Genomic DNA, 25,234 nt, shown 5'->3' on the forward strand with positions numbered 1-25,234 from the left:
AAACCCGGGTCTACCTCTTGCGCTTGCCGGACGGACGGCCCTTGTGGGCCTTCTGGTTCCTGGCCGGGACGCTCGCCGCGGCGGCGTACGCCTTCTCCTTGCGGAGTTCGGCCTCCAGCGCTTCTTCGTCGTTCGGGTCGAAGTCGTCGTCGCGCTCGGCGGCCTTGCGGGCCTGGTTCGCGCGCCGCGAAGCGACCCTGTCGGCCTGCTGACGGTACTTCGGATCACGCATCTTCAGATCCACCAGCAGCGGGGTGGCCAGCGCGACCGAGGACAGCACGCCGACCAGGGTGCCGGTGAGCTGCACCAGCGCGAGATCCTGCAGCGTGCCGGAGCCGAGCAGGACGTACCCGACGACGAGCAGACCGAGAATCGGCAGCATCGCGATCAGCGCGGTGTTGAACGACCGCATCAGCGTCTGGTTCAGCGCCAGGTTGGCCGCCTCGCCGAAGGTGCGGCGGGTGAGTCCGAGCAGACCGCGGGTGTTCTCACGGACCTTGTCGAACACCACCACCGTGTCGTACAGCGAGAACCCGAGGATCGTCAGCAGACCGATCACCGTCGCCGGCGTGACCTCGAAGCCGATCAGCGAGTACACACCCGCCGTCACCACGATGTCGTGCAGGAGCGAGATCAGCGCCGCCGCGGCCATCCTGGTGTCGAAGTACAACGCCAGGAACAGCGTGACCGCCAGGAGGAACACTCCGAGCGCGATCAGCGCCTGCCGCGAAATCTCGCCGCCCCAGGACGCGCTCACCGCGCTGTCACTGATGGCCTGGACACTCGGCTGGTTGTTGGACCCGATCGGGCCGAGCTCGCGGAACAGCGCTTCCTTGATCTTGGAGACCTCGGCCGCGTCCAGGGTGTCCGAACGGAGCTGGATGGTCGACGAGGCACCGCTGCCGACCTTCTGCGCCTCGTCGGCCGGACGGCCGAGCGCCTCGGCGAAGACGTCCTTGGCCTGCTGCTCGCTGATCTGCCCGTTCTTGCCGTTGGCGGGCAACTGGATCTGGGTGCCGCCTTCGAAGTCGATACCGAAGTTGAAGCCCTTGATCCCCATCGACGCGATGCAGACCAGCACCAGCGCGCCGAAGAAGATGTACCAGCGCTTGCGCTTGCCGACCACGTCGAACGCGCCCGTGCCCACGTAGAGGCGGCGGAAGATGCTCTCGCGCTTGCCCGCGGTGGTGGTGTTGTCGTCGACCACGGTCACGCCTCCTTGACGTTCGGGCGGCCGGCGGCGGGACGGGCCGCCTTGCGCTCCGAGCCCACCTGCTGCACGGCACCGAGGCCGAGATTCTTGGGGTTGGACAGGAACTTCGACTTCGAGCGGGACACCATCGCGACCAGCGGGTGGGTCACGAGGTAGACCACGACGAGGTCGAGGACCGTCGACATGCCGAGCGTGAACGCGAAGCCCTTGACCTCACCGACGGCCAGCCAGTACAGGATGGCCGCGGCGAGGAAGCTGACCGCGTCCGACGCCAGGATCGTGCGCTGCGCACGGGACCAGCCTCGCGGCACCGCCGAGCGGAAGGTCCTGCCTTCCCGGATCTCGTCCTTCAACCGTTCGAAGTAGATGACGAACGAGTCGGCGGTGATACCGATCGCGATGATCAGGCCCGCCACGCCGGCGAGGTCGAGGGTGTACCCGATCCACCGCCCCAGCAGCACCAGCACCGCGTAGACCAGCGAGAACGACAAGGCCAGCGAAAGGATCGTCAGCACACCGAGCAGCCGGTAGTAGAACAAGCAGTAGATGAACACGATCAGCAGGCCGATACCGCCCGCGATCAGGCCCGCCTGCAGCGACGCCAGCCCCAGTGTCGCGGACACGGTCGTCGCGTCCGACGACTCGAACGACAGCGGCAGCGAGCCGTACTTCAGCACATCCGCCAGGTCCTTCGCCTCGGACTGGCTGAACCGGCCCGTGATCTGGGTCTGGCCGCCGAGGATCGCGGACTGGATGGTCGGCGCGGAGACGACCTGCGTGTCGAGGACGAACGCCGCCTGCTTCTGGACGTTCTTCGAGGTGAAGTCGCCCCAGATCCGCGAACCCTCGCCCTTGAAGTTCAGGTTGACGACCCATTGGGAGTTCTGGGTGTCGTAGCCCGAGGAGGCGTCGGAGATCTCGGTTCCGGGGAGGAACTCCGGCTCCAGCAGGTACTTCATGGTGTTCTTGTCACCGCAGGCGACGAGCGGCTTGTCGGTGAGGTCGTTGCCGACCAGCGGGTCCGACACCTTGGGGTCGCAGTTGAGGGCCGCGAAGGCCTTCTCGGCGGCCGCGGACTGCTTCGCCTGGTCCGTCGAAAGCAGATCGGGGTTCTGCCGGAGGTTCCGGGCCTCCTCGATCTCCTTCTTGGTCTGCTCGTCGGAGTCGCCGGGCTGCTGCTGCGCGCCCGCGGCGCCACCGCCGCCATTGGCCGGGCTGCTCGGCGGAGCGCTCGACGCGCCCGGGGCACCCGACGACGGCGGGGCCGACGAGGGCGCGCCCGAAGCAGGCGGGGTCGACGGCTGCGGCGCCGGGGTCACCGGCTGCGACGTCACGACCTTCCGGAAGCCCAGCTTCGCGGTCTTGCCCAGGGTCTTGGCCTGGTCGCCCTGCTCGCCGGGAACGGTGATCACGACGTTGCTGCCGTCGAGGACGACCTCGGTGCCGCCGACGCCGATACCGTTGACCCGGCGCTCGATGATCGAGCGGGCCTGTTCGAGGGACTCTCGCGGAGGGTCGCCGCCGTCGGGATTACGGGCGGTCAGGGTGACCCTCGTGCCGCCTTGCAGATCGATGCCGAGTTTCGGCGTCGGCTTGCCGCTACCGGTGAAGAACACCAGGGCGTACAGCGCCACCACGATCAGGGCGAAGAAGGCGAGATAGCGTCCCGGGCGGAGATGCCCGGCCGGTGCGGCCACTGTGCTTCGGTCTCCTCGGACGGACTGGGTGTTCCCCAATGGACTTGGCTGTTCACGCACCGGACGGGAGTCCGGTGGTACCGCGAACGTGCCTCGATGACGTTGCCCGATGAACGGGCACGACTATGACGACGGACACGCACGCAGCACCGAGACACTACTCGGTGCTGCGTGAGCCCGGCGTTGCCCCCGCACCTACGAAAGTCTGGTGTCGGGGATGGCCTTACAACCGCTACTTCTTGCCGTGCTCCAGCGGCGGGGCGATCTGCGCGCCCGACTTCTCCTCGACGCGCTCGTCGTCCTTCGCCTCGACGACCGTCTCGTCGACGGCTTCGTCGTCGATGGTGTCTTCGTCGGTCTCGACGACCGGCTCGACCTTCTCGCGGACGGCCTGGCGCAGCCAGGTGGTCACGACACCGGGGGCGATCTCGAGGTCGATCGTGGTGTCGGCGGAGGCGTCGGCGACAGACGCGTAGAGACCGGAGGTGGTCATCACCCGGTCGCCGGGAGCGAGGCTCGCGAGCAGCTCCTGCTGCGCTGCCGCCGCCTTCTTCTGCTTACGGGTGCCCATGACGAGCGGAATCGCCACAACGAGCATCAGGAGCAGCGGCAGCAATAACTGGTTCATGGTTCTCCATTTCGAGCGGACGCCGCGCGGTGCGCTGTTTTGTCCGATTTGGCGGGGTGTGCTCTACCCGAGTGTGCCAGGTGCCAGCGGAAACTCCACCACCACCCGTCGCCACCACGGGCCCCGTACCGCGTGCACGGTCCGGTCAGTCCTGGTCGAACAGGGTCGGGCCGCCCTGATCGCCGCGCGTGGCACCGGCCGGAGCCGTCAGTCCGAGGTGCTCCCAAGCGGCCGCTGTGGCGACCCGGCCGCGAGGAGTGCGGGCGAGCATACCGGCGCGGACCAGGTAAGGCTCACACACCTCCTCGACGGTGGTGGGTTCTTCCCCCACCGCGACGGCCAGTGTCGACACGCCGACCGGACCGCCGCCGAAGGACCGCACCAGTGCCGTCAGCACCGCGCGGTCGAGCCTGTCGAGGCCGAGTTCGTCGACGTCGTAGACCTCCAGCGCGGCGCGCGCGATCTTGCGCGTGACCTTGCCGTCGGCCCGGACCTCGGCGTAGTCGCGCACCCGCCGCAGCAGCCGGTTCGCGATCCGGGGGGTGCCACGGGACCGGCGGGCGATCTCCGCGCAACCGTCCCGGTCGATGTCGACGTCGAGAATGGTGGCGGCGCGGCGCGCGACGAGTTCCAGTTCGCTGTCGGTGTAGAACTCCATCTGGCCGGTGAAACCGAACCGGTCACGCAGCGGCCCGGTCAGCGAACCGGACCGTGTCGTGGCCCCGACCAGCGTGAACGGCGCGATCTCCAGCGGGATGCTGGTGGCGCCGGGCCCCTTGCCGACGACGACGTCGACGCGGAAGTCCTCCATCGCGAGGTACAGCATTTCCTCGGCTGGGCGGGCGATGCGGTGGATCTCGTCGATGAACAGGACGTCGCCGGGCGCCAGGTTGGACAGCATCGCGGCGAGGTCACCCGCCCGTTCCAGCGCCGGACCGGAGGTGATCCGGATGGCGGCGTTGAGTTCGGCGGCGACGATCATCGCCATACTCGTCTTGCCAAGCCCCGGCGGCCCGGAGAGCAGGACATGGTCCGGCGGGACACCCCGGCGGCGCGCGCTTTCCAGTACGAGTTCGAGCTGTTCGCGTACCCGCGGCTGGCCGACGAACTCGTCGAGTTTGCGCGGGCGCAGTGTGGTCTCGACCTCGCGTTCGCCGGTCTGCGGCAGCGCCGAAAGCGTCTCTTCCTCGGCGTCGAAATCCGTCACGGCCTCATAGTCCATGTGGCCGGCTACCGCTTACGCCCGAGGGTGGCCAACGCGGCGCGCAGCACGGAGGCCGTCGTATGTCCGTCGCCCTCACTGAGCACCTTGTCGACGGCCTGTTCGGCCTGCTTGGCCGGGAAACCGAGGCCCGCGAGCGCTTCGACGACCTCGCCCCGGAGCACGCCGGGTGCGGTGACCACCGGGGAGCCGTCGGTCGGGCCGGCGAGCGCGGTGACCTTGTCGCGCAGTTCGAGGGTCAGCCGCTCGGCGCCCTTGCGGCCGATGCCGGGCACCTGGGTCAGCACGGTGATGTTGCCTTCGACCAGCGCGGACCGCAGTTTGTCCGGATCGAGCACCGCCAGCGTCGCCAGCGCGAGCCGCGGGCCGATCCCGGAGACCGTCTGCAGGAGGCCGAACAGCTCGCGGGCGTCGGCGTCGGCGAAACCGAACAACGTCAAGGAATCCTCGCGGACCACGAGCGCGGTGTGCAGCATCGCCTCTTCTCCGCGGCGAAGCGTCGCGAGTGTGGCGGGCGTGGCCTGCACGGCGAAGCCGACTCCCCCGACCTCGATCACGACGTGGTCGAGGCCGATGGAGAGGATTTCACCGCGTACCGAGGAGATCATCGAGCCGCTCCTTGCGCTTTCGCTTCGTGTTGTTTGGCGCGCTGTGCCGCGGCGGCGAGCCTGGCCTTGTGGTTCTTGGCGATCTCGGCCGCCCTGGCCTCGGCTTCGGCGAGCCGGACCCGCATCGGCTCGCGCCAGAGATGGCAGATCGCGAGCGCGAGCGCGTCCGCGGCGTCCGCCGGATGCGGTTTGACTTCGAGGCCGAGCAGCCGCATGACCATACCGGTGACCTGCGCCTTGTCCGCACGGCCGGAGCCGGTGACGGCCGCCTTCACCTCACTCGGCGTGTGGAACACGACCGGCAGCCCGCGCCGGGCGGCCGCGAGCGCCACGACCCCGCCCGCCTGCGCGGTGCCCATCGCGGTGCGCACGTTGTGCTGCGCGAAAACCCGTTCCACGGCGACCGCTTCGGGCTTGTAGCGATCCATCCAGCGCTCGACGGCGTCGGAGATCCCCAGCAGACGCACGGAAAGGTCGGCGTCCGGCGAGGTCCGCACGACGTCGACGGCCACCGCGCGGACGGTGCGGCCCGTGCCGCCGTCGACCACGCCGAGCCCGCACCTGGTCAGACCGGGGTCGACCCCGAGTACCCGCACGTGTTTCCCTCCGCCGGTTTCACGAACATCCGTTCGAGCCTGAGGCTACCCGGAGCGATCGACGGCAGGATGGAGACATGCCGAGCCCTGCCGACTTCACCGCTCATCTGGGTCTCCAGCCGCTGCCCGTGGAAGGTGGCCGCTGGGCGCAGAGCTGGCGCGACGAGACCGCGTCGGCGATCTACTACCTGCTGGTACCGCCGGAAACCTCGGCGCCGCACCGGCTCGACCGGCTGGAGATCTACGCCCATCACGCCGGGGCGCCGGTCCGGATGCTGTTGTTGTTCCCGGACGGCCGGATCTCGCGGCCAGTACTGGGACCGGACGTCGCGGGCGGTCAGCGTCCGCAGGTGGTGGTGCCCGCCGGGGTGTGGCAGGCGTCGGTGAGTACCGGTGAGTGGAGCCTGCTCGGGACTGTGGTGGTGCCGCCTTATACGGACGACTGTGTGGAGTTCCGTTCCGCGGCGGCGTTGGCCGCGGAGTGGCCGGGGGCGGTGGAGGACCTGGCACCCTGGCTCTCGTGAGGTCCGCATTTGGTCCTCTGAATGCGCCGCTTGCGGCCGGTACCGGGTCGGTCGGGGTGGTCCGCGGCCTGGCTCACAACGGCTGAGGCCGCTGAGGCTCGTGACGGCCGCTACCGGACCTCCATCCGCGTATGTACCTAAAACACCCTTCGCCAGAACGACACTCACCACTCACCACTCACGATTACCCCGAGGCCCGCCTCACCCCTGCCGAGAAGCACCGCGAACCAAGACGACGGATGCCATGAAAGGTCCTTTCCTCGCAAATCTTGCAAGGAAAGGACCTTTCATAGCACGCTCAGCAGCGACCTCAGGGACCGTCGACGCCCGGCGTCCAGCTCTCCGGGTCGCCGGATTCGGTCAGCACCGGCTGATACCGCGCGAAGCCCTCCGGCGCGTCCGGGTGCCAGGGGAAGTGTCCGTCCGGTGTGGCGACGATCAGCTGCAGCGCCGGGAAGTCCCCGTCCGGGTAGATCAGGAACGCGCTCCCGAAGTACTCGGGATAGTGCCCCTTCGCGACCCGTTCGAAGACCACCGGCGCGCCCTCGAAGAAATCGTCGTAGCGCTTGCCGACCTCGAAGATCTCACCGTTGGCCGCGCGGTCGACGTAGGCGTCGAGCAGGACCGGCCCCATGTGCTCGGGCAGCCCGATCACGACCGCTTCCGCGACGCTGTGCAGCGCCCAGGCGCACGCGGTGAAGCAGAAGCCCGCTTCCTCCTCGTCGCCCGCGACCGCGATGACCGCGTTCCCTCTCGCCTTCGCCTGCGACTCGATCCACTGGATGAGTTCGGTTTCTTCGGCGGTGAGGGCATCGGCTTCGGAGGTCGTCACGCGCGACATTCTGCCCCACGTCCGCGCCCGCACCTAGCCCCGGGACGGATTTTCCGCGGCATGACTGGAAAAACGATCAGCCGACCTCGGCCATGACCTCGTCAGAGACGTCGAAGTTCGCATAGACGTTCTGTACGTCGTCGCAGTCTTCGAGCGCGTCGATGAGCTTGAAGACCTTCTTCGCACCGTCGACGTCCAGCGGGACGCTGACCGACGGCAGGAAGGTGAGATCCGCGGACTCGTACTCGAAACCGGCTTCCTGCAAGGCTTTCCGGACCGGGACGAGATCGGTGGCCTCGGAGACGATCTCGAAGTTCTCGTCGAGGTCGTTGACCTCTTCGGCGCCCGCGTCGAGCACGGCCATGAGGACGTCGTCCTCGGCGGCGTCACCCTTGGGCATGATCACGACGCCCTTGCGGTTGAACATGTAGGCGACCGAACCCGGGTCGGCGAGGGAGCCGTTGTTCCGGGTGAGGGCGGTCCGTACCTCCATCGCGGCGCGGTTCTTGTTGTCGGTGAGGCATTCGATCAGCACGGCCACACCGTTCGGGCCGTAGCCTTCGTAGGTGATGGTCTGCCAGTCGGCGCCACCGGCCTCTTCACCGGCACCACGTTTGCGGGCGCGCTCGATGTTGTCCTGCGGGACCGAGTTCTTCTTCGCCTTCTGGATGGCGTCGTAGAGCGTCGGATTGCCATCCGGGTCGCCACCGCCGGTCCGTGCCGCCACCTCGATGTTCTTGATCAACCGGGCGAAGAGCTTGCCGCGCTTCGCGTCCAGGTTGGCCTTCTTGTGCTTCGTGGTGGCCCACTTGGAGTGGCCGCTCATCTCTCCTCCATCTACTCCTGTGCCCGCCGCTGAGCACAGTGTCGGTTTTGCTTAAGCCTGCCGCACGAGGTCGACGAACAGCCTGTGCACGCGTTCGTCCCCGGTGAGTTCGGGATGGAACGACGTGGCGAGTACCGCCCCCTGCCGGACCGCGACGATCCTAGCGGCCGCGTCGTCCGAGCCCGGTATTTCGGGGACACTGGCGAGTACTTCCACCCCGTCGCCCGCCTTCTCCACCCACGGGGCGCGGATGAACACAGCGTGCACCGGACCGCCTTCGATACCGGTGAAGTCGAGGTCGGCTTCGAACGAGTCGACCTGCCGCCCGAACGCGTTGCGCCGGACGACGACGTCGAGCCCGCCGAGTTGCCGCTGGTCAGGCCGTCCGTCGAGGGCCTGGCGGGCGAGCAGGATCATCCCGGCGCAGGAGCCGAACGCGGGCAGTCCGTCCGCGATGCGTTCCTGCAGGGGTTCGAGCAGTTCGAAGCTCTCCAGGAGCCTCGACATGGTGGTCGATTCGCCACCCGGCAGTACCAGACCGTCCACTTCGGACAGTTCGCTCGCGCGGCGGACGGGCAGCGCGCGGGCGCCCGCGCGTTCCACCATCGCGGCGTGCTCCCGCACGTCACCTTGCAGTGCGAGCACGCCGACCACCGGCTGTGCCCCCGTCGCGATCGCCACTCGACCTCCCGAAAGACCTTCCCCCCAGCTTAGGCGTCCCGGGGAACGGCCAGGTCAGGGGACCCCGGCGAGCCGCAGGAGTGCGGCGGTCGCGGCGGCCGCGACGACGACCAGGGCGAACGGCGCTTTACGCCAGGCGAGCACGCCGCCGACCAGGACACCGGCTGGCCGGGCGTAACCGGCGAACTCGTGTCCCTCGGTCAGCGCGGCGACCGCGACCAGCGCGGCCAGCAGGACGATGGCCGAGCGCGTCATCAGCTTTTCTGCCTTGGGCGAAACCGTGAACCGGGCTTTCAGGACCGGTCCGGCGAAGCGGAAGGCGAAGGTCCCGACGGCGAGCACGCCGCCCGCGATGATCAGGTCCAGCGGGTCCATCAGTGCACTCCCTCGGGTTCACGGTCGGCGGGTTCCTTCGCGGCGACCCCGGCCAGTACGCCGACCAGCGCGAGCAGCACCGGCAGCCCGGCGGGCAGGAACGGCGTCGTGGCCAGCGCGACGGCCACCCCCAGGAACACGGGCAGCCGGGCGGCACGGTCCCGCAGCGACGGCAGGACCAGCGCGAGCAGGACGGCGGGGAACGCCGCGTCGAGACCGAACGCGTCGGTGTCGCTGATCGCGGTCCCGGCGTAGGCACCGGCGAGGACGCCGATGTTCCAGCACACGAACAGCCCGATGCCGCAGACCCAGTACGCGGCCCGGCGCCGTTCCTCGTCCCGTTGGGCCAGCGCGAACGCGACGGATTCGTCGATCATGAGATGGCTGCCGACAAGCCTCGTCGACCAGCGCTTCCCCAGGACGTCGCCGATCGCGAAGCCGAACGGCAGATGCCGCGCGTTGGCCAGCAGGCCCGCCGCGACGGCCGCGACCGGGCTGCCACCGGCGGCGATGATGCCGACGAACATGAACTGCGAGGCGCCGGCGAAGACCAGCACCGAAAGCAGCATCGGCGCCCAGATCGGGAAGCCGGAGCCCACCGCGATCGCGCCGTAGGAGATGCCGACAATGGTGTCGGCGAGGCAGACCAGCCCGATGTCACGGAGAAGATCGCGCCCCAGGACACGAGTGGTTGTTCGCCATATCGAACGCATAGCGTCATACAATGAACGAACGCCACCGTGTTCGTCAAGGCGAACGAAACGACCGATGGAGCGAACGCATGTCCCCGACCGCGTCCGACGGCGCACCACTGGACGTCATCGCCACGTCCCTGCGCCGGGAACGCGCCCGCACCGGGCTGTCCCTCACCGAGGTCGCCAAACGCGCCGGGATCGCGAAGTCGACGCTCTCCCAGCTGGAGTCCGGCACCGGGAATCCGAGCGTCGAGACGATCTGGGCGTTGTGCGTCGCGCTCGACGTCCCGTTCTCCCGGGTGGTCGAGCCCGAACGCCCCCGCGTGCAGGTGATCCGCTCGGGCAGCGGGCCGACGGTGTTCGCCGAACACGCCGACTACGCGTGCACACTGCTCAGCTCCTGCCCGCCCGGTGCCCGGCGCGACGTGTACCTGATTCGCGCCGAGCCCGGGAAACCCCGGCTCTCGGATCCGCATATGAGCGGCATCGTCGAGCACATCGTCCTCAGCGCGGGCCGCGCCAAGGTCGGACCGCGGGACGAGCCGGTCGAACTGCTGCCCGGCGACTACATCTGCTACCCCGGCGACGTCCCGCACATCTTCGAGGCACTCGAACCGGGCACCTACGGCGTGGAGATCGCCGAGTACACCTGATTCAGGCGGGCTCCTCGGCCTTCTCTTCGGTGACGTCGGCGAGCTTCCAGCCACCCCTCCTCCGGAGCACGAAAACGTAGTACGCGATCGAGAGCAGGGCGACGCAGGCCGTGACGATCAGGCTCGGCCTGCCCACCGCCGGGTCGAGCAGGTTCTGGTAGACGACGAACACCAGGACTGCGAGCGCCAGCACCGGCGCGACCGGGAACCAGGGCATCCGATACTCGGCGTGCGCGGTGGCGCCGGTGCGGCGGCCGACGATCGCGCCGAGGCAGAGCGCCGCGTAGACCGCCACGATCGACGTGCTCGTCACCACCAGCAGCAGTTTCGGGTCGACGAAGCAGAGCAGCGCGGCCACCAGCCCGGTGCCGACGGTGGCCACCCACGGCGTCCCGAACTTCGGATGCACCGCGGCCAGCGCGCGGTTGACCGGCGACGGCCACGCGCGGTCGCGGCCACTGCTGAACAGCATCCGCGAGCTGATCAGCACGATCGCCAGCACCGCGTTGACGATCGCGAGCGCGACCGCCAGGCCGATCACCGTGCCGAGCGTGCCGCCGCCCCGTGAGTCGATGAAGTGGGACAACATGTTCCCCGAGGCGAACAGGGCGTTCAGGTCGGGCGCGCCGAGCAGCACGGCGGTCACCGGGACCAGTTCGGCGAGGACGGTGATGCCGAGCGCGAACAGGATCGCGCGGGCGATCCCGCGGGAGGCGTTCTGCGTCTCCTCGCCGAAGTACACCGCCGAGCCGTAGCCGTTGTAGGCGAAGATCGCGACCGAGGTGGCGATCGCGATGGCGCCGACCGTCGCCGGGCCGCCGTCCGGGGCGACCGGATGCGCGAGCAGCTCGCCGAACGAACGCGCCGGATTCAGCAGGCCGAGCGCGCTGACCACGATCAGCGCGAGGATCTCGATGGCCAGGAAGATCCCGGTCACCCAGGCGTTGAGCTTGATGTCGAACACCCCGACCACGGCGGCGACGGCGCAGGTCACCGCCGCGATCACCGGACCTGGCACACCGGGCATCAGCACCCCGAGGTAGGTGCCGACGCCGAGCGCGATGACCGCGACGATGAGCACCTGGGTGATGATCATCAAGCCCAGTACGGCGAACCCCGGCAGCCTGCCGAGGGTGCGGGTGACGATCGCGTACTCCCCGCCTGCCAGCGGGAACGCCGACGCGAGTTCGGCGTAGACGAAGGCCATGAACACGCCGACGACCGCGGCGGCCACGAAGCTGTAGAAGGCGCCCGTACCGGCGCCGGAGACGACCCCCGGCGCGATGATGAAGACCGACGAGGCCGGGCTGATCGCGGAGAGCGTGATGAGCAGTGTGCCGAGGGTGCGCAGACCGCGGCGTAGTGCGGGAGTGGACACGGCCGACCTCCAGTGGGGGCGGGAATCGGTTCTTTGAGTCTCCTTCGAAAAACTGTTGAGCACGCATCAAAGGCTCTTCTCGTTGTGACGTCAAGAGCCGATCCGGATCCGGGGTTGCATTTTTTGAACAAGATTCGAAGAATGGAGCCATGGCGAGACCGAGCAAGGCACCGGAACGACGAGCCGAGCTGATCGAGGTGGCGAGACGTGCCGTCCTCGAACGAGGAGTGCTGAACCTGCGGCTGCGGGACATCGCCGAGGGCGCGGGCATGTCGTCCGGATCGATCCTGTACTACTTCCCCACCCTCGACGACCTGCTCCAAGAGGTGCAGCGGGAGGCAGTGGCGCGCTTCTGCTCGGCGAGGGAGCAGGCAGCCGCCGCGAAGACGGATCCGGGAGAGCGGCTGCGCTCGATGATCCGCAGCGGCCTGCCGACCGGCCCGGACGACGAGCTCTGCGTACTGCTCTACGAACTCGGCACCATCGCCCGGCGCGATCCCGTGTACGCGGCGCGCCACATCACGCTCTTCGAACAACAGGTGCGGATTTACACCGGCATCCTCGAAGCCGGCTCGGCCACCGGCGAGTTCACCCTGACCGCCGACGCGGTGTCGATCGCGCGGAACCTGGTCGCGCTGGAGGACGGCTACGGCCTGCATCTCACCCAGGCCGTACCGACGCTGGAAACCGCCACCGCCGAAGCGATGTTGCTCTCCTACGCCCGCACCGCCACCGCCCACCCCTTGGAGGAACGGAAGTGACCCGCGCCCGCGACCTGGGTGTCCCCCTGCCCGGCCGGACCGGCGAGCACAACGCGCTCACCGACGTCCCCGGAGTCGAGGTCGGGTTCACGACCCTCGTCGAGGGCGACTCGGTGCGCACCGGTGTCACCGCCGTCCTGCCGCGCGGCCGCGAGGATTTCGCCGTGCCGTGCGCGGCCGGGACCTATGCCCTCAACGGCAACGGCGAGATGACCGGAACCGCTTGGCTCGCCGAGACCGGATCGCTGACCCTGCCGGTGCTGATCACTTCGACGCACGCTGTCGGCCCGTGCCATCGCGGCGTGATCGACTGGGTGGTCCGCGAACGGCCGGACGTCGCCGCGGAATGGCTGCTGCCGGTGGTCGCCGAAACCTGGGACGGCTACCTGAACGACAGCACCGCGCCGACAGTCCACAGTGGACACGCCGTCGCCGCGATCGACTCCGCGCGAGGCGGGGCGATCGACGAGGGTTCCGTCGGCGGTGGGACCGGGATGACCTGCTACGGCTTCAAGGGCGGCACCGGCACTGCCTCGCGCCTGGTGTCCTACGGGGACGACGAGTACACCGTGGGTGTGTTGGTACAGGCCAACTTCGGCTCGCGCCGCGAACTCACCGTCGCCGGCGAACCGGTCGGGCTCGCACTGGGCGAGGACAACCCGATGGAGGAGGACTGGACGGCGCCGTCGGGCGCGGGGTCGGTGATCGTGATCGTGGGCACCGACGCTCCTTTGCTGCCCGGCCAGTGCACCTCGCTCGCCCGCCGGGTCCCGCTGGGCCTCGCCCGGACCGGCACCACGGGCTCGCACTTCTCCGGTGACCTCTTCCTCACCTTCAGCACGGCGAACCCGGGCGCGCTCAGCAGCCGGTTCCCGCGCACCGAGGAGGCCGAGTACGAGAGCCTCCGGTTCGTTCCGTGGGGCAGGCTCGACCCGTTCTTCGAAGCCGTGGTGCAGGCGACCGAAGAGGCGGTGCTCAACGCGCTCTTCGCGAACCAGGAGATGACCGGCCACCTCGGTCACCGGGTCCCCGCACTCCCGACTTCACGTTGGCACCCCTGACCCCCTCGCGTTTCGTCGGTCAGGAACCGGACAGGGCGCCGAGCAGACGCGCGCAGGCGGCCGCGCTGCTGCGGTTGCCCGCCCCGGTGAACTGCGAGGACGCGCCGGTGAGCACCTTCGCCGCGGCCTGCCGCTCCCCCAGTGTCGTGTAGGTCCGGCCGATGTCGAGCCGGACCTGCGCGGCACAGAGTTCGTCGGAGAGCGATTCGAGCAGTTCCAGCGCGCGACGCAGGCAGGACATCGCGCCACGCGGGTCCCGGCGCCGCAGATGCAGTTGTCCTTGCCTGCGCAGGACGAGCGCCATCCGGTGCGGATCGTCCAGTTCGACGCAGAGCCGCCAGGCCTCGTCCAGTTCCGCCTCGGCCTCGTCGAGCAGATCGAGTTCGGCGCTCGCGACCGCGTGCGACGTGTGGAGATGCGCCATGCCGAGCACGTCGCCGATCTCGGTGAAGATCGCCAGCGCACGTTTCGCGATCGCCCGTGATTCCTCGTGCCGTCCGGTCGACCGCGCGAGGACGCAGAGTCCGGCCAGTGCCCTGGCCCGCCCGGCGGGATCGCCGATACGCTCGCTGATCCGGTACGACTCCGTGAGTGTCCTGGCGGCCTCCGGATAGTCGTCCCAGTACAGGTGGATCTGGCCGATTCCGCGCAGCAGCGCGGCTTCCCCGCGCGCGCTTCCCGACGCCCTCGCCGCTTCGAGCGCGCGCCGATGACACCGCGACCATTCCGCATACAGTCCACTGTGGTCGAAGTAGGACGCCGCGACGACGGCGATCTCCCAGGCCAGCTCCCCGAGCCCGGCATCCGCCGCGTGCGAGACGACGGCTTCCAGCGCGGGAAGTTCGCCCTGGAACCACGAATGCGGGTCGGCCACCAGCGTTTCGTCGACGGCCGTGCGGGCAGCCGTGCCTGGCTCGGGCCGGAGCACACTGCCGGGCAACCGGTCCGCCGCCTTCTCGGCGAGCCAGAGCCACCCGCCGAGCACCCGTTCGACGGCGTCCGCGCGTTCGCGCTCCGGCTCGGCGCCCACCTCCTCGACGGCGAACGCGCGCAGCAGGTCGTGCACCCGGTAGCGGGGCGTACCGGTTCCGCGAGAGAGCGGCTGGATCATGTGCCGGTGTCTCAAATCTTCGAGCGCGCCCTCGACATGGTCAGGGGTGCCGCCGTCGGCGAGCCCGGCCGCCCAGGCCGGGAAATCCGCCGCGGGCAGGAGACCCAGCCTGCGGAAGAGCCGCTGCCTGTCCGGCGCCAGTTGGCGGTAACCAAGGGAAAGACTGCTGCGGACCGCGAGATCGCCGGCACGAAGCCAGTCGAGCCGCCGCCGTTCGACGGACAGCTCGACGGCGACGTCGGCGAGTCTCCAGCCGGACCGGTCGCCGATCCGGCTCCCGACGATCCGCAGCGCCAGCGGCAGCCCGCCGCAGTACTCGAGAACCTGCCGAGCGGCAACGGAGTCCTTGTCGATCTCGCCGCTGCCGGTGAGCCTCGCGAGCAGCGCGGCCGCGTCGGCGGACGGCAGGACGTCGACCGGGATCGGACGGCCGATTTCGAGGCCGTCCAGGGCGAACCTGCTCGTGACGAGCACCGCGCAGCCGCCGCCGGCGGGCAGCAACGGCCGCAGCTGGGCCTCGCCCGCGGCGTCGTCGAGGACCAGCAGGACCCGGCGCCCATGGACCAGGCTCCGGAACAGGCAGGCACTCTCGTCGACGTCGGCGGGGATCGCGTCGGAGGGAACGCCGAACGCGCGGAGGAAGCCGGCGAGCACGGCCTCCGGCGACCGTGGTTCGTTCGTCGTACCGCGGAGGGCGGCGAACAGCCTGCCGTCCGGGTATTCCCCGGCCACCTCATGCGCGAGCCGGATCGCCAGGGAGGACTTCCCGATCCCGCCCGCGCCGGTGAGCAGCAGGACCCGCGGTGTCCCGCGGTCCCCGGCCGGGACCAGTTCCGCCAGCAGGTCGGCGACCAGCGCCTCGCGGCCGACGAAGTCCGGGATGCCGGGCGGCAACTGGCTCGGCACCGCGGGTTCCCGGTACCCGGGATGATCGCGCGCGGTCGTATTCGGGTCGTCACGCAGGATCTCACCGTGCAGCGCGCGGATCGCCGAGGACGGCTCGACACCCAGTTCGTCGACGAGCCCGCGGCGCCATTTCCCGTAGACGTCGAGCGCCTCGGCCATCCGGCCCGCCCTGGCGAGCGCGGTCATCAGCTGCCCGCAGGTCCGTTCGCGGAACGGAGCCGCGGCGAGCATTTCGCGCAGCTCCGGCACCAGCCGGTCGTGCTCGCCGAGCTCGAGTTCGGCCTCGACGCGGTCCTCCAGCACGGAAAGCCGCTGATCCTCCCAGCGCGCGACGACCTCGGCCGCGACCTGGACTCCGGCGAGCACCGGCCCGCGCCACAGCGCGAGCGCCTCCTGGAACCGTTGCGCCGCCTCGCGGTGATTTCCGCGCGCGAGCAGTTCGCGGCCGTGGGCGGCCAGGCGGGTGAACCGGCCGCCGTCGGTCTCCTCAGGTCGCGCGTCGAGGAGGTACGCCGCTCCCCTGGTCAGGATCGGCTGATCGCCCAGCGGTGACCGCAGAGCACGGCGAAGGCCGGAGATCAGCCCCTGGACCTGCACCTTCGCCGACGCCGGCGGGGCGCCACCCCAGAGTTCGTCGATGATCCGGTCGCAGGAGACCAGTTGCCCGGCCTCGATGAGCAGTAGCGCGAAGAGCCGGCGAGCCTGCGGCGGACCGAGCGGGAGATCCGCGCCCTCCCATTCGGCGGCCGGCTCCCCCAGTAGGCGATAAAAGCGTGCTCCTGTCCTCATGAAGCCCCCTTTGATGTGACACCTGAACCAAGAGTGTCACGGCTCAGTGAGGTCAGGCGTCATCCGTTCGGGCGAATCGTTCAACGGTCGGGGACGGTCTCGGTCAGCGGGAACGGAGCGAGACCGTAGACGGCCCGTTTTTCTCGAAAGGGGCCCACAAGCTGGCTATGATCGACTCGTGGTGCGATTCCACGGTGTGGCCGTACAGCCGGCCGGTTCCGCCGAGGGGGTGGAACGACCCGGTGTGATTCCGGGGCCAGGCGGTGAGACCCCGCGTCCCTGTGTCCGGCCGTCGCCGGACCTTTCGGGGTACCGCGTCAAAACGGGGTGTTGATTCATGTTCACCGGGCGAATCGGCGAGCAGCGCCGACCTCGAAGTGGCGGCGCTGCGCTGGGGAATGCCCATGGTGGATTTGGCCGATCTGAAAGCGTGGCTCTGATGACCGTACTGACCCTAGAAGACGCCCGGAAGGGCCTCGCCGCGCAACCGTTCAGCGTTCTGCTCGGTGCCCGGGTGACCTCGTTCGGCGACGGCGCGGCGACCCTGGAACTCGACATCCGCGAAGACCTGTTGCAACAGAACGGCTATCTCCACGGCGGGGTACTCGCCTACGCCGCGGACAACGCGATCACCTTCGCCGCCGGGACGACACTGGGACCGGCCATTCTCACCAGTGGTTTCAGCATCGACTACCTACGGCCTGCCCAAGGAGTCCGGCTCGTGGCGGAGGCACGGGTCCTCTACAGCGGCCGACGGCAAGCCACCTGCCGCTGCGATCTCCGCGTGGTCGGCGAGGACGGGACCACGACGCTCAGTGCCGCGGCACAAGGAAGTGTGATGACCAGGAACGGCGCGACCCCCTGATTCGCCGGTCCTGTCATCCCAGGCGGAAGCCCGCGGTCAACGGCCCGTAGAGAGTGCGCACGTAAGTGTCGGTGAGGTGATTGTCCCGGTACACCACGACGTTACCGACGACAGCCGGGCACACGTCGCCGACGCAGAGCCACGGGGTCAAGTCGACGACCGTCGAGCGTGGCACACGCCGGGCGGCCTCCACCAAGGGATCCTCGTCCGGGCCGAACGCGGCACCCAGAGCGGTGTCGCATTCTTTGTGCCGTCCGGGATTGCTTTCCAGGCAACGCGGGGTGTTCTTGACAGGCCGGGGCACATCGCGGATCACTCCGGTCCGGATACCGGCGTCGGAGATGCGCCGCAACATGGCCTCGTAACCGTCCACGGCCTCCGCGCGCGACTCCCAACGCCAACCGAGATCCTTGTCGTAAGACGCGGGAGACATCGCCGAGGTCACCACGAGTTCCGGCTTCAGGGCGAGGATTCCGGCGAGTTCGAGTTCGTTCTGATCGGAGCAGACGGTGAGACCGGCCGGCGCGACGGCGTTGAAGGGGCAGCCGTTGCGCAGCATCATCTTCACTCGCCACTCAGGATGCTCACGCACGAACCGGGCGAAGGCCGTGCTGAACATCGCCGCGTGCGAATCGCCGACCAATACGAGGGTCTTCGGCGCGGTCGCCGCGCCGTACGTGCACTTGTCGCCGGTGGGCGGCCAGTTCTCGATGTCGTATGTGGTGCAGTTGACGGCCTGATCCTTGAGCGGCCAGTCCTTTCCCGCCACCGCCGGGTCAGGAGTCAGCGGGACACCTTCCGGCGCCGCTCTCGGATTGTCCCTGTCCAGCGTGAGGGCGCCCGGATGATCTTCGTCGAGGCCGGTGGCCGACGCGAGGCGATCGAGTTCCGCCGAGGCGTACTGCCACGGTACCGCCGCGGAGACCGCGGTCATCGCGATCATGGCCGCACCGAGGAGGTAGGCACTGCGGCGCCGGGGCAGGTGGAGCCGGAACGGCGGAGAGACGGCACTCCCGCCCCGGAAGGCGTCTTCGACCACGTGTTTGGACACCACGGCCAGTGCCAGACTCAGCAGGAAAGCACCCGCCGCCTGCTGCGGCGTCAGTTCCGTATCGCCCGCGAGCTGCAGGGTCACCACGATGACCGGCCAGTGCCAGAGGTACAGGCTGTAGGAGATGTCGCCGAGGTAGCGCAGCGGCTGGAGACCGAGCACGACGGCGGTTTCCCGCCGTGCCACGCGCTGGTCCGAAGCGACGACCCCGGCCAGCAACAAGCCGACGGTACCCAGGGTCGGCAGGAGAGCGACGTAGCCGGGGAACGCCATCGCGGTGGTCAGCAGGAACGAACCGACCACGACCGCGGCCAACCCGCCCCAACCGAGAATCAGCCGGACCCGGCCCGTGAGGCGGATCCGATGGACGGTCAGCGCGGCGAGGCCGCCGAGGCCGAGTTCCCACATCCGGGTGGGCGTCACGAAGTAGGCACGGCCGTGGTCGAGTTCGCTGTAGACGACGGAGAACACGAACGACACGGCGGTGACGATGGCGACCGCCGTGACGGCGTGGCGGGCGGCCTTCGGGCCGGCGCGGTGGGCCAGTCGAGCGCAGAACAGCAGGACCAGGGGGATGACCAGATAGAACTGCTCTTCGACGCTGAGCGACCAGAAGTGCTGGACCGGTGACACGGCGGCCGTGGCATGGGCGTAATCGGCGGCCTTGGCGGCCAGCGCCCAGTTCTGGACGTTCAGCGAGGAGGTGAGGACGTCGCTCATGATGGCCGGCCAGCGTGAGATCGGCAGGATCAGCCAGGTCGCGAGCACGGTGCTCAGCAGGACGACCGACGCGGCCGGCAGCAGACGCCGGATGCGGCGCGCGTAGAACTCACGCAGGCGGATGGTCCCGGTGCGGCGCAGTTCGCCGGTGAGGGTGCCGATGATGAGGTAGCCGGAGATGACGAAGAAGACGTCGACACCGACGAAACCGCCAGGCAGCCAATCCGGCCGGAGGTGATAGACGATCACCAAACCGACCGCCAGCGCACGCAATCCCTGGATGTCCCGACGCTGGCCGGACGGCTTGGCCGATACCGCTCTCAGTGGAACCGTGTCTTCGACCTGCGCGAGCGCCATCGCAACAACCCTTATCCCGTCGCTTCGGCCGCGCTGGGATAATGACGGCCGCTCACCGAAGAGCGTAGAACGTCGATTCGAACACCTGCGTTCACCCTCCCGGGCAAGGAAAATCGCCGTTGCCCGAGGGCGTCAACGCACCTGCCTGGCGCTCACGTAGCGGACCCCGGGGCAGGCACGCCTGCTCCCGGGGTCCGCGGTGAAATCCAAAGAAGGCCGGCTTTACCAGCCGCGCTCGGAAAGCCGGTGCGGCTCGGGCACGTCGTCGACGTTGATGCCGACCATGGCCTCGCCCAGGCCACGCGAAACCTTCGCGATGACGTCCGGGTCGTCGTAGAACGTGGTGGCCTTGACGATCGCCTCGGCGCGCTGAGCCGGGTTACCGGACTTGAAGATGCCCGAACCGACGAACACGCCTTCGGCGCCGAGCTGCATCATCATCGCGGCGTCGGCCGGGGTCGCGATACCACCCGCGGTGAACAGCACGACGGGGAGCTTGCCCTTCTCCGCGACCTCCTTGACGAGGTCGTACGGGGCCTGAAGTTCCTTCGCCGCAACGTAAAGCTCGTCCTCGGGCAGCGACGAGAGGCGACGCAGCTCCGCGCGGATCTTACGCATGTGCGTGGTCGCGTTCGAGACGTCGCCGGTGCCGGCCTCACCCTTGGAGCGGATCATGGCCGCGCCCTCGTTGATCCGTCGCAGCGCCTCGCCGAGGTTGGTCGCACCGCAGACGAAGGGCACGGTGAAGGCCCACTTGTCGATGTGGTTCTCGTAGTCGGCCGGGGTCAGCACCTCGGACTCGTCGATGTAGTCGACGCCGAGCGACTGCAGCAGCTGGGCCTCGACGAAGTGGCCGATGCGGGCCTTCGCCATGACCGGGATCGAGACGGCCTCGATGATGCCGTCGATCAAGTCCGGGTCGCTCATCCTGGCGACGCCGCCCTGCGCGCGGATGTCCGCGGGGACCCGCTCGAGCGCCATCACGGCGACGGCACCGGCGTCTTCGGCGATCTTCGCCTGCTCGGCGGTGACCACGTCCATGATCACACCGCCCTTGAGCATCTCCGCCATCCCGCGCTTGACCCGGGCGGTGCCGGTGAGCGAGGTGGTGGCCGTGTTCGTGGAGTCGTCAGACACTGCTGGACCTTTCGGAAAGCGCGCGAGGTGGAGTGACCCTTCCGAGGGTAGGCCGCTTTTGGACCTCTCAAGCAGGCCAGTTCATGACGATTTCAGCAGTCCACTGGGTGATCTGGCCCGCATTTGGTCCTCTGGTCGCGTGAGGGGCTAGCGGGCCAGGCCCTGCGCGAAGGCGAACAGGCCGTCCGGGTCGTACTTCCGCGCCACCCGCCGCAGCCGCGGCAGGCTCTCGCCGTAGTACGCGTTCGCCCAGTCCGGCATCTCCGGGTCGATGTAGTTGACGTACCCGGCCTGCCCCAGTTCCCGGCCGAGCTGGTCCCTGACCTGGCCGATCACCCGTCGCGCCCGCGCTTCGCCATCGCTGGTCCCGCGGATCACCTGGATGCTTCCGAGCGCGTCCCGGTGCGGGAAACACGACTCGCTCGGTGACACGCGGGCGATCGCACCGCCGTAGGCGTCGAAGATCGTGTACAGATCAGGATCGCTGGTCAGCAGGGACGCCAGCGCGTCCGTGTCCGACACCGGATGGGTCAGCATCCTCGAAGTGGCCACATAATCCGCCCGGTCACGGGCCGCGGCCGGGAAGTCGGTCTCCTTGGCGAAGGCGCGCATCGTGGCCAGATGGCTCTGTTCGGTCACCTCGCGTGTGATCGGCTGAGTGCCCACGCGGCGGACGAGGTCGTCGAGCAGCGGGTTCACCTGCGCGGCGGAGCCCACGAAACAACCGCCACAGTTCGCGACCGTCGCGCCGAGGCCCATTCCGGCCCACAGTTCGTCCGGCATCGCGGGTTGCCACTCCTGCCACGCCGCGACGAGGTCGGCGAGCGCGGCGGGCGGGAAGGTCAGCGCGAAGTTGGTCAGCGTCCGCGCGGCCGCCGTCTTGAAGGTGAACGACGTGACGATGCCGAAGTTGCCGCCGCCACCTCCGCGCAACGCCCACAGCAGGTCCGGCGCGGTCTCCGCCGACACCAGGCGCAGTTTCCCGTCCGCACCCACGAAACGCACGGATTCCAGGACATCGCAGGTCAATCCGTACTTGCGGCCCAGGACGCCGATTCCGCCACCGAGGGTCAGCCCGCCGATGCCGACCGCCGGACAGCTGCCCGCGGGCAGCGCGCGGCCCGCCGCCGCCAGTGCCTCGTACACGTGGCCCAGTACCGCGCCCGCCCCGATCGCCGCCCGGCCACCCGGCAGGATCTCGACCGCGGAGAGGCGGGACAGATCGACGACGAGCCCTCTGTCCACTGTGGAATAACCGGCGTAACTGTGCCCGCCGGACCGCGCCGCGATCGGCACGCGATGCTTGGCCGCGAAATCGACACAGCGCCGGACGTCGTCCTCGTTCGCGCACACCGCGACACCGGCGGGAAGCCGATGGTCGTACAGAGAGAAAAAGCCGAGCCGCGCCTCGTCATAACCGGGTTCCCCAGGCCGGAACAGCGTGCCCGCCAGCCGGGCGCGCAGCCGCTCCCACTCGTCCCCGCCGCCTGCCCCGGGGATCACCGCCATCGCCGGAACCGCGCCTGCCAGCCGCAACACCGTCCGCCTGTCGAGCTCCATCGCTCTCCCCCACCGTCGGATTCGCTTCGGATTCGCCTCCGGGTGTCCGCCATCGAGCATAGCGGCGGGTCGACATTCGGGGGGTCCATCGCCGGTCGCCTTGCCGCGACGGCCGTCGCGGGTGTGTGATCGAGGACACACCTGTTACCGGCGTCGTGTGGTGAGGAGACCGGCATGGCCGACAAACAGAGCAAGAACGGGGACTCCGGGGCCGCCGTCGCTGTGGACGACCCGGTGAAAGTGCGCAACGTGGTCCTGGTCGGCCCCTCGGGATCCGGCAAGACGACACTCGCCGAAGCCTTGCTCGCCGCGTCCGGGACGGTGACGCGGGCAGGCTCCGTCGTCGAGGGCACGACGGTGTGCGACCACGACCCCGCCGCGGTCCGGCAGCAGCGGTCGGTCGGCCTCTCGGTCGCGCCGGTGCTGCACCAGGGCCACAAGATCAATCTCATCGACACCCCCGGATACGCCGATTTCGTGGGCGAACTGCGGGCCGGGCTCCGTGCCGCCGACGCGGCGCTGTTCGTGGTCTGCGCGGCCGAAGGCGTCGACGCGGCCACGGTCGCGGTGTGGGAGGAATGCGCGGCCGTCGGGATGCCGAGGGCGGTGGTCGTCTCCCGGCTCGACCATCACCGCGCCGACCCCGAAGGTGAGATCGCGGCCTGCCAAGCGGCCTTCGGCGCCGGCGTCCTGCCGCTGTACCTGCCCGCTCGTGACGGACTCGTCGGGCTGATCACGCGTCGCTACTTCGACTATTCGGACGGCTACCCGCCCACTATCGGTGAGCCGGACGAGGCCGATCTCGCCAGGATCACCGAAGCGCGCAACGAACTGATCGAAGGGGTCATCGCCGAGAGCGAGGACGAGTCCCTGATGGACCGGTACCTCGCCGGTGAGGAGATCGCCGAGGACACGCTGATCGCCGACCTCGAGACAGCCGTGGCGCGCGGGTCCTTCCATCCGGTGATCCCCGTATGCGCGACGACCGGGGTCGGGCTCGCCGAAGTCCTCGACGGCATCGTGCGTGCCTTCCCCTCGCCGCTGGAACATGCCCCGCCGGAGGTCACCTCCCCCACCGGCGAGCCGCACGCGAGCCTCCGCGCCGATCCCGACGGCCCGCTGGCGGCCGAGGTGGTGCGGACCGCGGTGGACTCCTACGTCGGCCGGGTGTCGCTCGTGCGGGTGTTTTCCGGGACGCTTCGCCCGGAACGTCCGGTGCACGTCTCGGGCCACGGCCTCGCCGAACGCGGGCACGAGGATCACGACGCCGACGAACGGGTGGCGCATCTGTACTCGCCGCTCGGCGCGAACCTGCGCGAAGTCCCGTATTGCGTCGCGGGCGACCTCTGCGCGCTCACCAAGGTCGGCTCTGCGGAGACGGGCGACACCGTCTCCTCACCGGACGATCCGCTGATCATGAAGCCGTGGACGATGCCGGAACCGCTGCTGCCGGTCGCCGTGATCGCCAAGACGCGCAGCGACGAGGACACCCTGGCGCGCAACCTTTCCCGGCTGGTCGCGGGCGATCCGACGCTCCGGCTGGACCGCAACGCCGAGACCAATCAGCTCGTGCTGTGGTGCATGGGCGAGGCACACGCCGACGTCGTGCTGTCGCGGCTGCGCGCGGGAGGCGCCGACGTGGACACCGAACCCGTCCGCATCAGCCTGCGTTCGACGTTCGCCGGTCCGGGCCGCGGGCACGGACGGCACGTCAAGCAGTCCGGCGGTCATGGCCAGTTCGCCGTCTGCGACATCGAGGTCGAGCCACTGCCGCGCGGTTCTGGCTTCGAGTTCGTCGACAAGGTCGTCGGCGGCTCGGTGCCGCACCAGTTCATCCCGAGTGTCGAAAAGGGGGTCCGGGCCCAAGCCCAGCGAGGGCTGGTCGACGGCCATCCGCTGATCGACATCCGGGTGACCCTCGTCGACGGCAAGGCGCACAGTGTCGATTCCTCGGACGCCGCGTTCCAGACCGCGGGCGCGTTGGCGCTCAAGGAAGCCGCCGCGGCCGCGAGGATCGTGTTGCTCGAACCACTCGAAGAGGTGGCGGTGCGGCTTCCGGACGAGCATCTGGGCACCGTGCTGGGTGATCTGTCGTCCCGGCGTGGCCGCGTTCTCGGCACCGAATCGGGTGAAGGCGGCCGCACGGTCATCCGCGCCGAGGTACCCGCCGCGGAACTGCTGCGCTACGCGACCGACCTACGCTCACTGACCTCGGGCACGGCGACCTTCACCCGCAAGCACGCCCGGTTCGAGCCCATGCCGGAAGGAGCCGTGGCCCTCTAGACACGAACTACCGCGGTTATTGAGGGGTAAGTCGAACGTGTCGTGACGGTGGGCGGCCTGTTCGCCAGGGTGGCGGGGTGGCGTAACTCGTGTGCCTGGATCCCGCACTCGGTGTCCCGGCTCCAGGCCCGCTGCCCCAGCATCGAAGCGTGATGTCCTGAAGGCCCCCGTTGAGACCTTCAACGTCATAGAAGACTAATCGCGAGGCGGCGGGAACTCGAAGCCACCTGGACGTCCGTTCCGGTCGGCGAGCAGGCCCGCCAAGGTCGCGACGGCGATCTCGGGCGGCGTGCGCGAGCCGATGTTCAAGCCGACCGGGCGATGCACGCGCGCGATCTGGTTCTCCGGGACGTCCAGTGCCTTGAGCGCGGCGACATGCGGTCCGGCATGGCGCGGATTGCCCAGCACCCCGACCCAGCGGGCCGGGTGGTCGAGTACGGCCTTGAGCACCTCGCCGAGTTCGGGCCGGTTGTGATCGGTGACGACCACGTCTGTGCCCGCTCCGAGTTCCGGCACCGTCGAGACGGCCTCGAAGCCGTTCTCGACGTCGGTCGCCCGCGCGCCGTCCGGCTCGAACAACACCGTCGTGTACCCGAGGTCCTTGCCGTAGCGCAGGAGGTACGACGCCACCGGCGTCGCGAACACCGCTACCAACACCCGCTGTTCGTCGCTCACGAGCCCATCTTCCCGCATTTCGTCCTCTGA

23 protein-coding genes are annotated in these 25,234 nt (G+C 69.2%); 6 read left to right on the plus strand and 17 right to left on the minus strand.

The window, feature by feature from the left end:
• Nucleotides 1–10: 10 nt before the first annotated feature.
• The 6 genes from secF to ruvC form a co-directional block, all read right to left on the minus strand.
• Nucleotides 11–1,213, minus strand: coding sequence for a protein translocase subunit SecF (secF, locus tag ACZ5ZX_RS18215; protein ID WP_465503164.1), 1,203 nt, complete (start codon nt 1,211–1,213; stop codon nt 11–13).
• Entirely contained in the window at nt 1,210–2,910 is a 1,701-nt protein-coding gene (gene secD / locus ACZ5ZX_RS18220) for a protein translocase subunit SecD (RefSeq protein ID WP_465503165.1), read from the minus strand. Before secD ends, secF begins: the two co-directional genes overlap by 4 nt.
• Before the next feature lie 232 nt (nt 2,911–3,142).
• Complete coding sequence (yajC, locus tag ACZ5ZX_RS18225; protein WP_465503166.1) at nt 3,143–3,538, minus strand: preprotein translocase subunit YajC; 396 nt, start codon at nt 3,536–3,538, stop codon at nt 3,143–3,145.
• A 145-nt stretch (nt 3,539–3,683) separates the two neighbouring features.
• On the minus strand, nt 3,684–4,760 hold the full coding sequence (gene ruvB / locus ACZ5ZX_RS18230; protein ID WP_465503167.1) for a Holliday junction branch migration DNA helicase RuvB: 1,077 nt from the start codon (nt 4,758–4,760) through the stop codon (nt 3,684–3,686).
• Between the two features lie 8 nt (nt 4,761–4,768).
• Nucleotides 4,769–5,368, minus strand: coding sequence for a Holliday junction branch migration protein RuvA (gene ruvA, locus ACZ5ZX_RS18235; protein ID WP_465503168.1), 600 nt, complete (start codon nt 5,366–5,368; stop codon nt 4,769–4,771).
• Entirely contained in the window at nt 5,365–5,964 is a 600-nt protein-coding gene (gene ruvC, locus ACZ5ZX_RS18240) for a crossover junction endodeoxyribonuclease RuvC (protein WP_465503169.1), read from the minus strand. Before ruvC ends, ruvA begins: the two co-directional genes overlap by 4 nt.
• A gap of 77 nt (nt 5,965–6,041) precedes the next feature.
• Between ruvC and ACZ5ZX_RS18245 the strand changes: the two genes are divergently transcribed.
• Nucleotides 6,042–6,488 carry a cupin domain-containing protein gene (locus ACZ5ZX_RS18245; RefSeq protein WP_465503170.1) on the plus strand — a complete coding sequence of 149 codons (447 nt, stop codon included), beginning with the start codon at nt 6,042–6,044 and terminating at the stop codon, nt 6,486–6,488.
• A gap of 310 nt (nt 6,489–6,798) precedes the next feature.
• Here the strand turns inward: ACZ5ZX_RS18245 and ACZ5ZX_RS18250 are convergent, their stop codons facing one another.
• From ACZ5ZX_RS18250 to ACZ5ZX_RS18270, 5 genes are all read right to left on the minus strand, one after another.
• Nucleotides 6,799–7,329: a DUF4262 domain-containing protein gene (locus ACZ5ZX_RS18250; protein ID WP_465503171.1), complete on the minus strand. Its 531-nt coding sequence runs from the start codon at nt 7,327–7,329 to the stop codon at nt 6,799–6,801.
• 67 nt (nt 7,330–7,396) lie between these two features.
• Nucleotides 7,397–8,146 carry a YebC/PmpR family DNA-binding transcriptional regulator gene (locus ACZ5ZX_RS18255; protein ID WP_465503172.1) on the minus strand — a complete coding sequence of 250 codons (750 nt, stop codon included), beginning with the start codon at nt 8,144–8,146 and terminating at the stop codon, nt 7,397–7,399.
• 51 nt (nt 8,147–8,197) lie between these two features.
• Nucleotides 8,198–8,827 carry a pyridoxal 5'-phosphate synthase glutaminase subunit PdxT gene (gene pdxT / locus ACZ5ZX_RS18260; RefSeq protein ID WP_465503173.1) on the minus strand — a complete coding sequence of 210 codons (630 nt, stop codon included), beginning with the start codon at nt 8,825–8,827 and terminating at the stop codon, nt 8,198–8,200.
• A gap of 54 nt (nt 8,828–8,881) precedes the next feature.
• Entirely contained in the window at nt 8,882–9,202 is a 321-nt protein-coding gene (locus ACZ5ZX_RS18265; RefSeq protein WP_465503174.1) for an AzlD domain-containing protein, read from the minus strand.
• Complete coding sequence (locus ACZ5ZX_RS18270; protein ID WP_465503175.1) at nt 9,202–9,915, minus strand: AzlC family ABC transporter permease; 714 nt, start codon at nt 9,913–9,915, stop codon at nt 9,202–9,204. Before ACZ5ZX_RS18270 ends, ACZ5ZX_RS18265 begins: the two co-directional genes overlap by 1 nt.
• A gap of 68 nt (nt 9,916–9,983) precedes the next feature.
• On the opposite strand from ACZ5ZX_RS18270, the gene ACZ5ZX_RS18275 reads away from it, so the two are divergent.
• A complete protein-coding gene (locus ACZ5ZX_RS18275; RefSeq protein WP_061982857.1) occupies nt 9,984–10,550 on the plus strand; it encodes a helix-turn-helix domain-containing protein in 567 nt (188 codons plus the stop codon).
• A gap of 1 nt (nt 10,551) precedes the next feature.
• On the opposite strand, the gene ACZ5ZX_RS18280 is transcribed toward ACZ5ZX_RS18275, so the two are convergent.
• Nucleotides 10,552–11,928 (minus strand): APC family permease, encoded by a 1,377-nt coding sequence (locus ACZ5ZX_RS18280; protein WP_465503176.1) that lies wholly within the window; start codon nt 11,926–11,928, stop codon nt 10,552–10,554.
• 149 nt (nt 11,929–12,077) lie between these two features.
• On the opposite strand from ACZ5ZX_RS18280, the gene ACZ5ZX_RS18285 reads away from it, so the two are divergent.
• Both ACZ5ZX_RS18285 and ACZ5ZX_RS18290 read left to right on the plus strand, forming a co-directional pair.
• A complete protein-coding gene (locus ACZ5ZX_RS18285; protein ID WP_465503177.1) occupies nt 12,078–12,689 on the plus strand; it encodes a TetR/AcrR family transcriptional regulator in 612 nt (203 codons plus the stop codon).
• Complete coding sequence (locus ACZ5ZX_RS18290; protein ID WP_465503178.1) at nt 12,686–13,750, plus strand: DmpA family aminopeptidase; 1,065 nt, start codon at nt 12,686–12,688, stop codon at nt 13,748–13,750. The genes ACZ5ZX_RS18285 and ACZ5ZX_RS18290 overlap by 4 nt, the downstream gene beginning before the upstream one ends.
• A gap of 19 nt (nt 13,751–13,769) precedes the next feature.
• Here the strand turns inward: ACZ5ZX_RS18290 and ACZ5ZX_RS18295 are convergent, their stop codons facing one another.
• Nucleotides 13,770–16,556, minus strand: a complete 2,787-nt coding sequence (locus tag ACZ5ZX_RS18295; protein WP_465503179.1) for an AfsR/SARP family transcriptional regulator — start codon at nt 16,554–16,556, stop codon at nt 13,770–13,772.
• A gap of 439 nt (nt 16,557–16,995) precedes the next feature.
• Here ACZ5ZX_RS18295 and ACZ5ZX_RS18300 point away from each other — a divergent pair, with 439 nt between their 5' ends.
• Nucleotides 16,996–17,421, plus strand: coding sequence for a PaaI family thioesterase (locus ACZ5ZX_RS18300; RefSeq protein ID WP_465503180.1), 426 nt, complete (start codon nt 16,996–16,998; stop codon nt 17,419–17,421).
• A 13-nt stretch (nt 17,422–17,434) separates the two neighbouring features.
• Here ACZ5ZX_RS18300 and ACZ5ZX_RS18305 read toward each other — a convergent pair whose 3' ends face one another.
• The 3 genes from ACZ5ZX_RS18305 to ACZ5ZX_RS18315 all read right to left on the minus strand — a co-directional run bounded on the left by ACZ5ZX_RS18305 (nt 17,435) and on the right by ACZ5ZX_RS18315 (nt 22,246).
• Entirely contained in the window at nt 17,435–19,549 is a 2,115-nt protein-coding gene (locus ACZ5ZX_RS18305) for an acyltransferase family protein (protein WP_465503181.1), read from the minus strand.
• Between the two features lie 222 nt (nt 19,550–19,771).
• The gene (pdxS, locus tag ACZ5ZX_RS18310) at nt 19,772–20,686 is read right to left on the minus strand and encodes a pyridoxal 5'-phosphate synthase lyase subunit PdxS (protein WP_034307818.1); all 915 of its coding nucleotides are present in this window, start codon (nt 20,684–20,686) and stop codon (nt 19,772–19,774) included.
• A 147-nt stretch (nt 20,687–20,833) separates the two neighbouring features.
• Nucleotides 20,834–22,246, minus strand: a complete 1,413-nt coding sequence (locus tag ACZ5ZX_RS18315) for an FAD-binding oxidoreductase (RefSeq protein WP_465503182.1) — start codon at nt 22,244–22,246, stop codon at nt 20,834–20,836.
• A gap of 174 nt (nt 22,247–22,420) precedes the next feature.
• On the opposite strand from ACZ5ZX_RS18315, the gene ACZ5ZX_RS18320 reads away from it, so the two are divergent.
• Nucleotides 22,421–24,529, plus strand: a complete 2,109-nt coding sequence (locus ACZ5ZX_RS18320) for an elongation factor G-like protein EF-G2 (protein WP_465503183.1) — start codon at nt 22,421–22,423, stop codon at nt 24,527–24,529.
• Nucleotides 24,530–24,724: 195 nt separating this feature from the next.
• Here the strand turns inward: ACZ5ZX_RS18320 and ACZ5ZX_RS18325 are convergent, their stop codons facing one another.
• Complete coding sequence (locus ACZ5ZX_RS18325) at nt 24,725–25,222, minus strand: XdhC family protein (protein WP_465503184.1); 498 nt, start codon at nt 25,220–25,222, stop codon at nt 24,725–24,727.
• Nucleotides 25,223–25,234: the final 12 nt, after the last annotated feature.

It is taken from the genome of Amycolatopsis sp. NPDC033938 (assembly GCF_055575975.1).

Coding starts and splice junctions, on each gene's coding strand:
- yajC (WP_465503166.1), bottom strand. CDS start 3,538: ATGAACCAGTTATTGCTGCCGCTGCTCCTGATGCTCGTTGTGGCGATT.
- ruvB (WP_465503167.1), bottom strand. CDS start 4,760: ATGGACTATGAGGCCGTGACGGATTTCGACGCCGAGGAAGAGACGCTT.
- ruvA (WP_465503168.1), bottom strand. CDS start 5,368: ATGATCTCCTCGGTACGCGGTGAAATCCTCTCCATCGGCCTCGACCAC.
- ACZ5ZX_RS18245 (WP_465503170.1), top strand. CDS start 6,042: ATGCCGAGCCCTGCCGACTTCACCGCTCATCTGGGTCTCCAGCCGCTG.
- ACZ5ZX_RS18250 (WP_465503171.1), bottom strand. CDS start 7,329: ATGTCGCGCGTGACGACCTCCGAAGCCGATGCCCTCACCGCCGAAGAA.
- ACZ5ZX_RS18255 (WP_465503172.1), bottom strand. CDS start 8,146: ATGAGCGGCCACTCCAAGTGGGCCACCACGAAGCACAAGAAGGCCAAC.
- ACZ5ZX_RS18265 (WP_465503174.1), bottom strand. CDS start 9,202: ATGGACCCGCTGGACCTGATCATCGCGGGCGGCGTGCTCGCCGTCGGG.
- ACZ5ZX_RS18270 (WP_465503175.1), bottom strand. CDS start 9,915: ATGCGTTCGATATGGCGAACAACCACTCGTGTCCTGGGGCGCGATCTT.
- ACZ5ZX_RS18275 (WP_061982857.1), top strand. CDS start 9,984: ATGTCCCCGACCGCGTCCGACGGCGCACCACTGGACGTCATCGCCACG.
- ACZ5ZX_RS18285 (WP_465503177.1), top strand. CDS start 12,078: ATGGCGAGACCGAGCAAGGCACCGGAACGACGAGCCGAGCTGATCGAG.
- ACZ5ZX_RS18295 (WP_465503179.1), bottom strand. CDS start 16,556: ATGAGGACAGGAGCACGCTTTTATCGCCTACTGGGGGAGCCGGCCGCC.
- ACZ5ZX_RS18300 (WP_465503180.1), top strand. CDS start 16,996: ATGACCGTACTGACCCTAGAAGACGCCCGGAAGGGCCTCGCCGCGCAA.
- ACZ5ZX_RS18305 (WP_465503181.1), bottom strand. CDS start 19,549: ATGGCGCTCGCGCAGGTCGAAGACACGGTTCCACTGAGAGCGGTATCG.
- ACZ5ZX_RS18315 (WP_465503182.1), bottom strand. CDS start 22,246: ATGGAGCTCGACAGGCGGACGGTGTTGCGGCTGGCAGGCGCGGTTCCG.
- ACZ5ZX_RS18320 (WP_465503183.1), top strand. CDS start 22,421: ATGGCCGACAAACAGAGCAAGAACGGGGACTCCGGGGCCGCCGTCGCT.
- ACZ5ZX_RS18325 (WP_465503184.1), bottom strand. CDS start 25,222: ATGCGGGAAGATGGGCTCGTGAGCGACGAACAGCGGGTGTTGGTAGCG.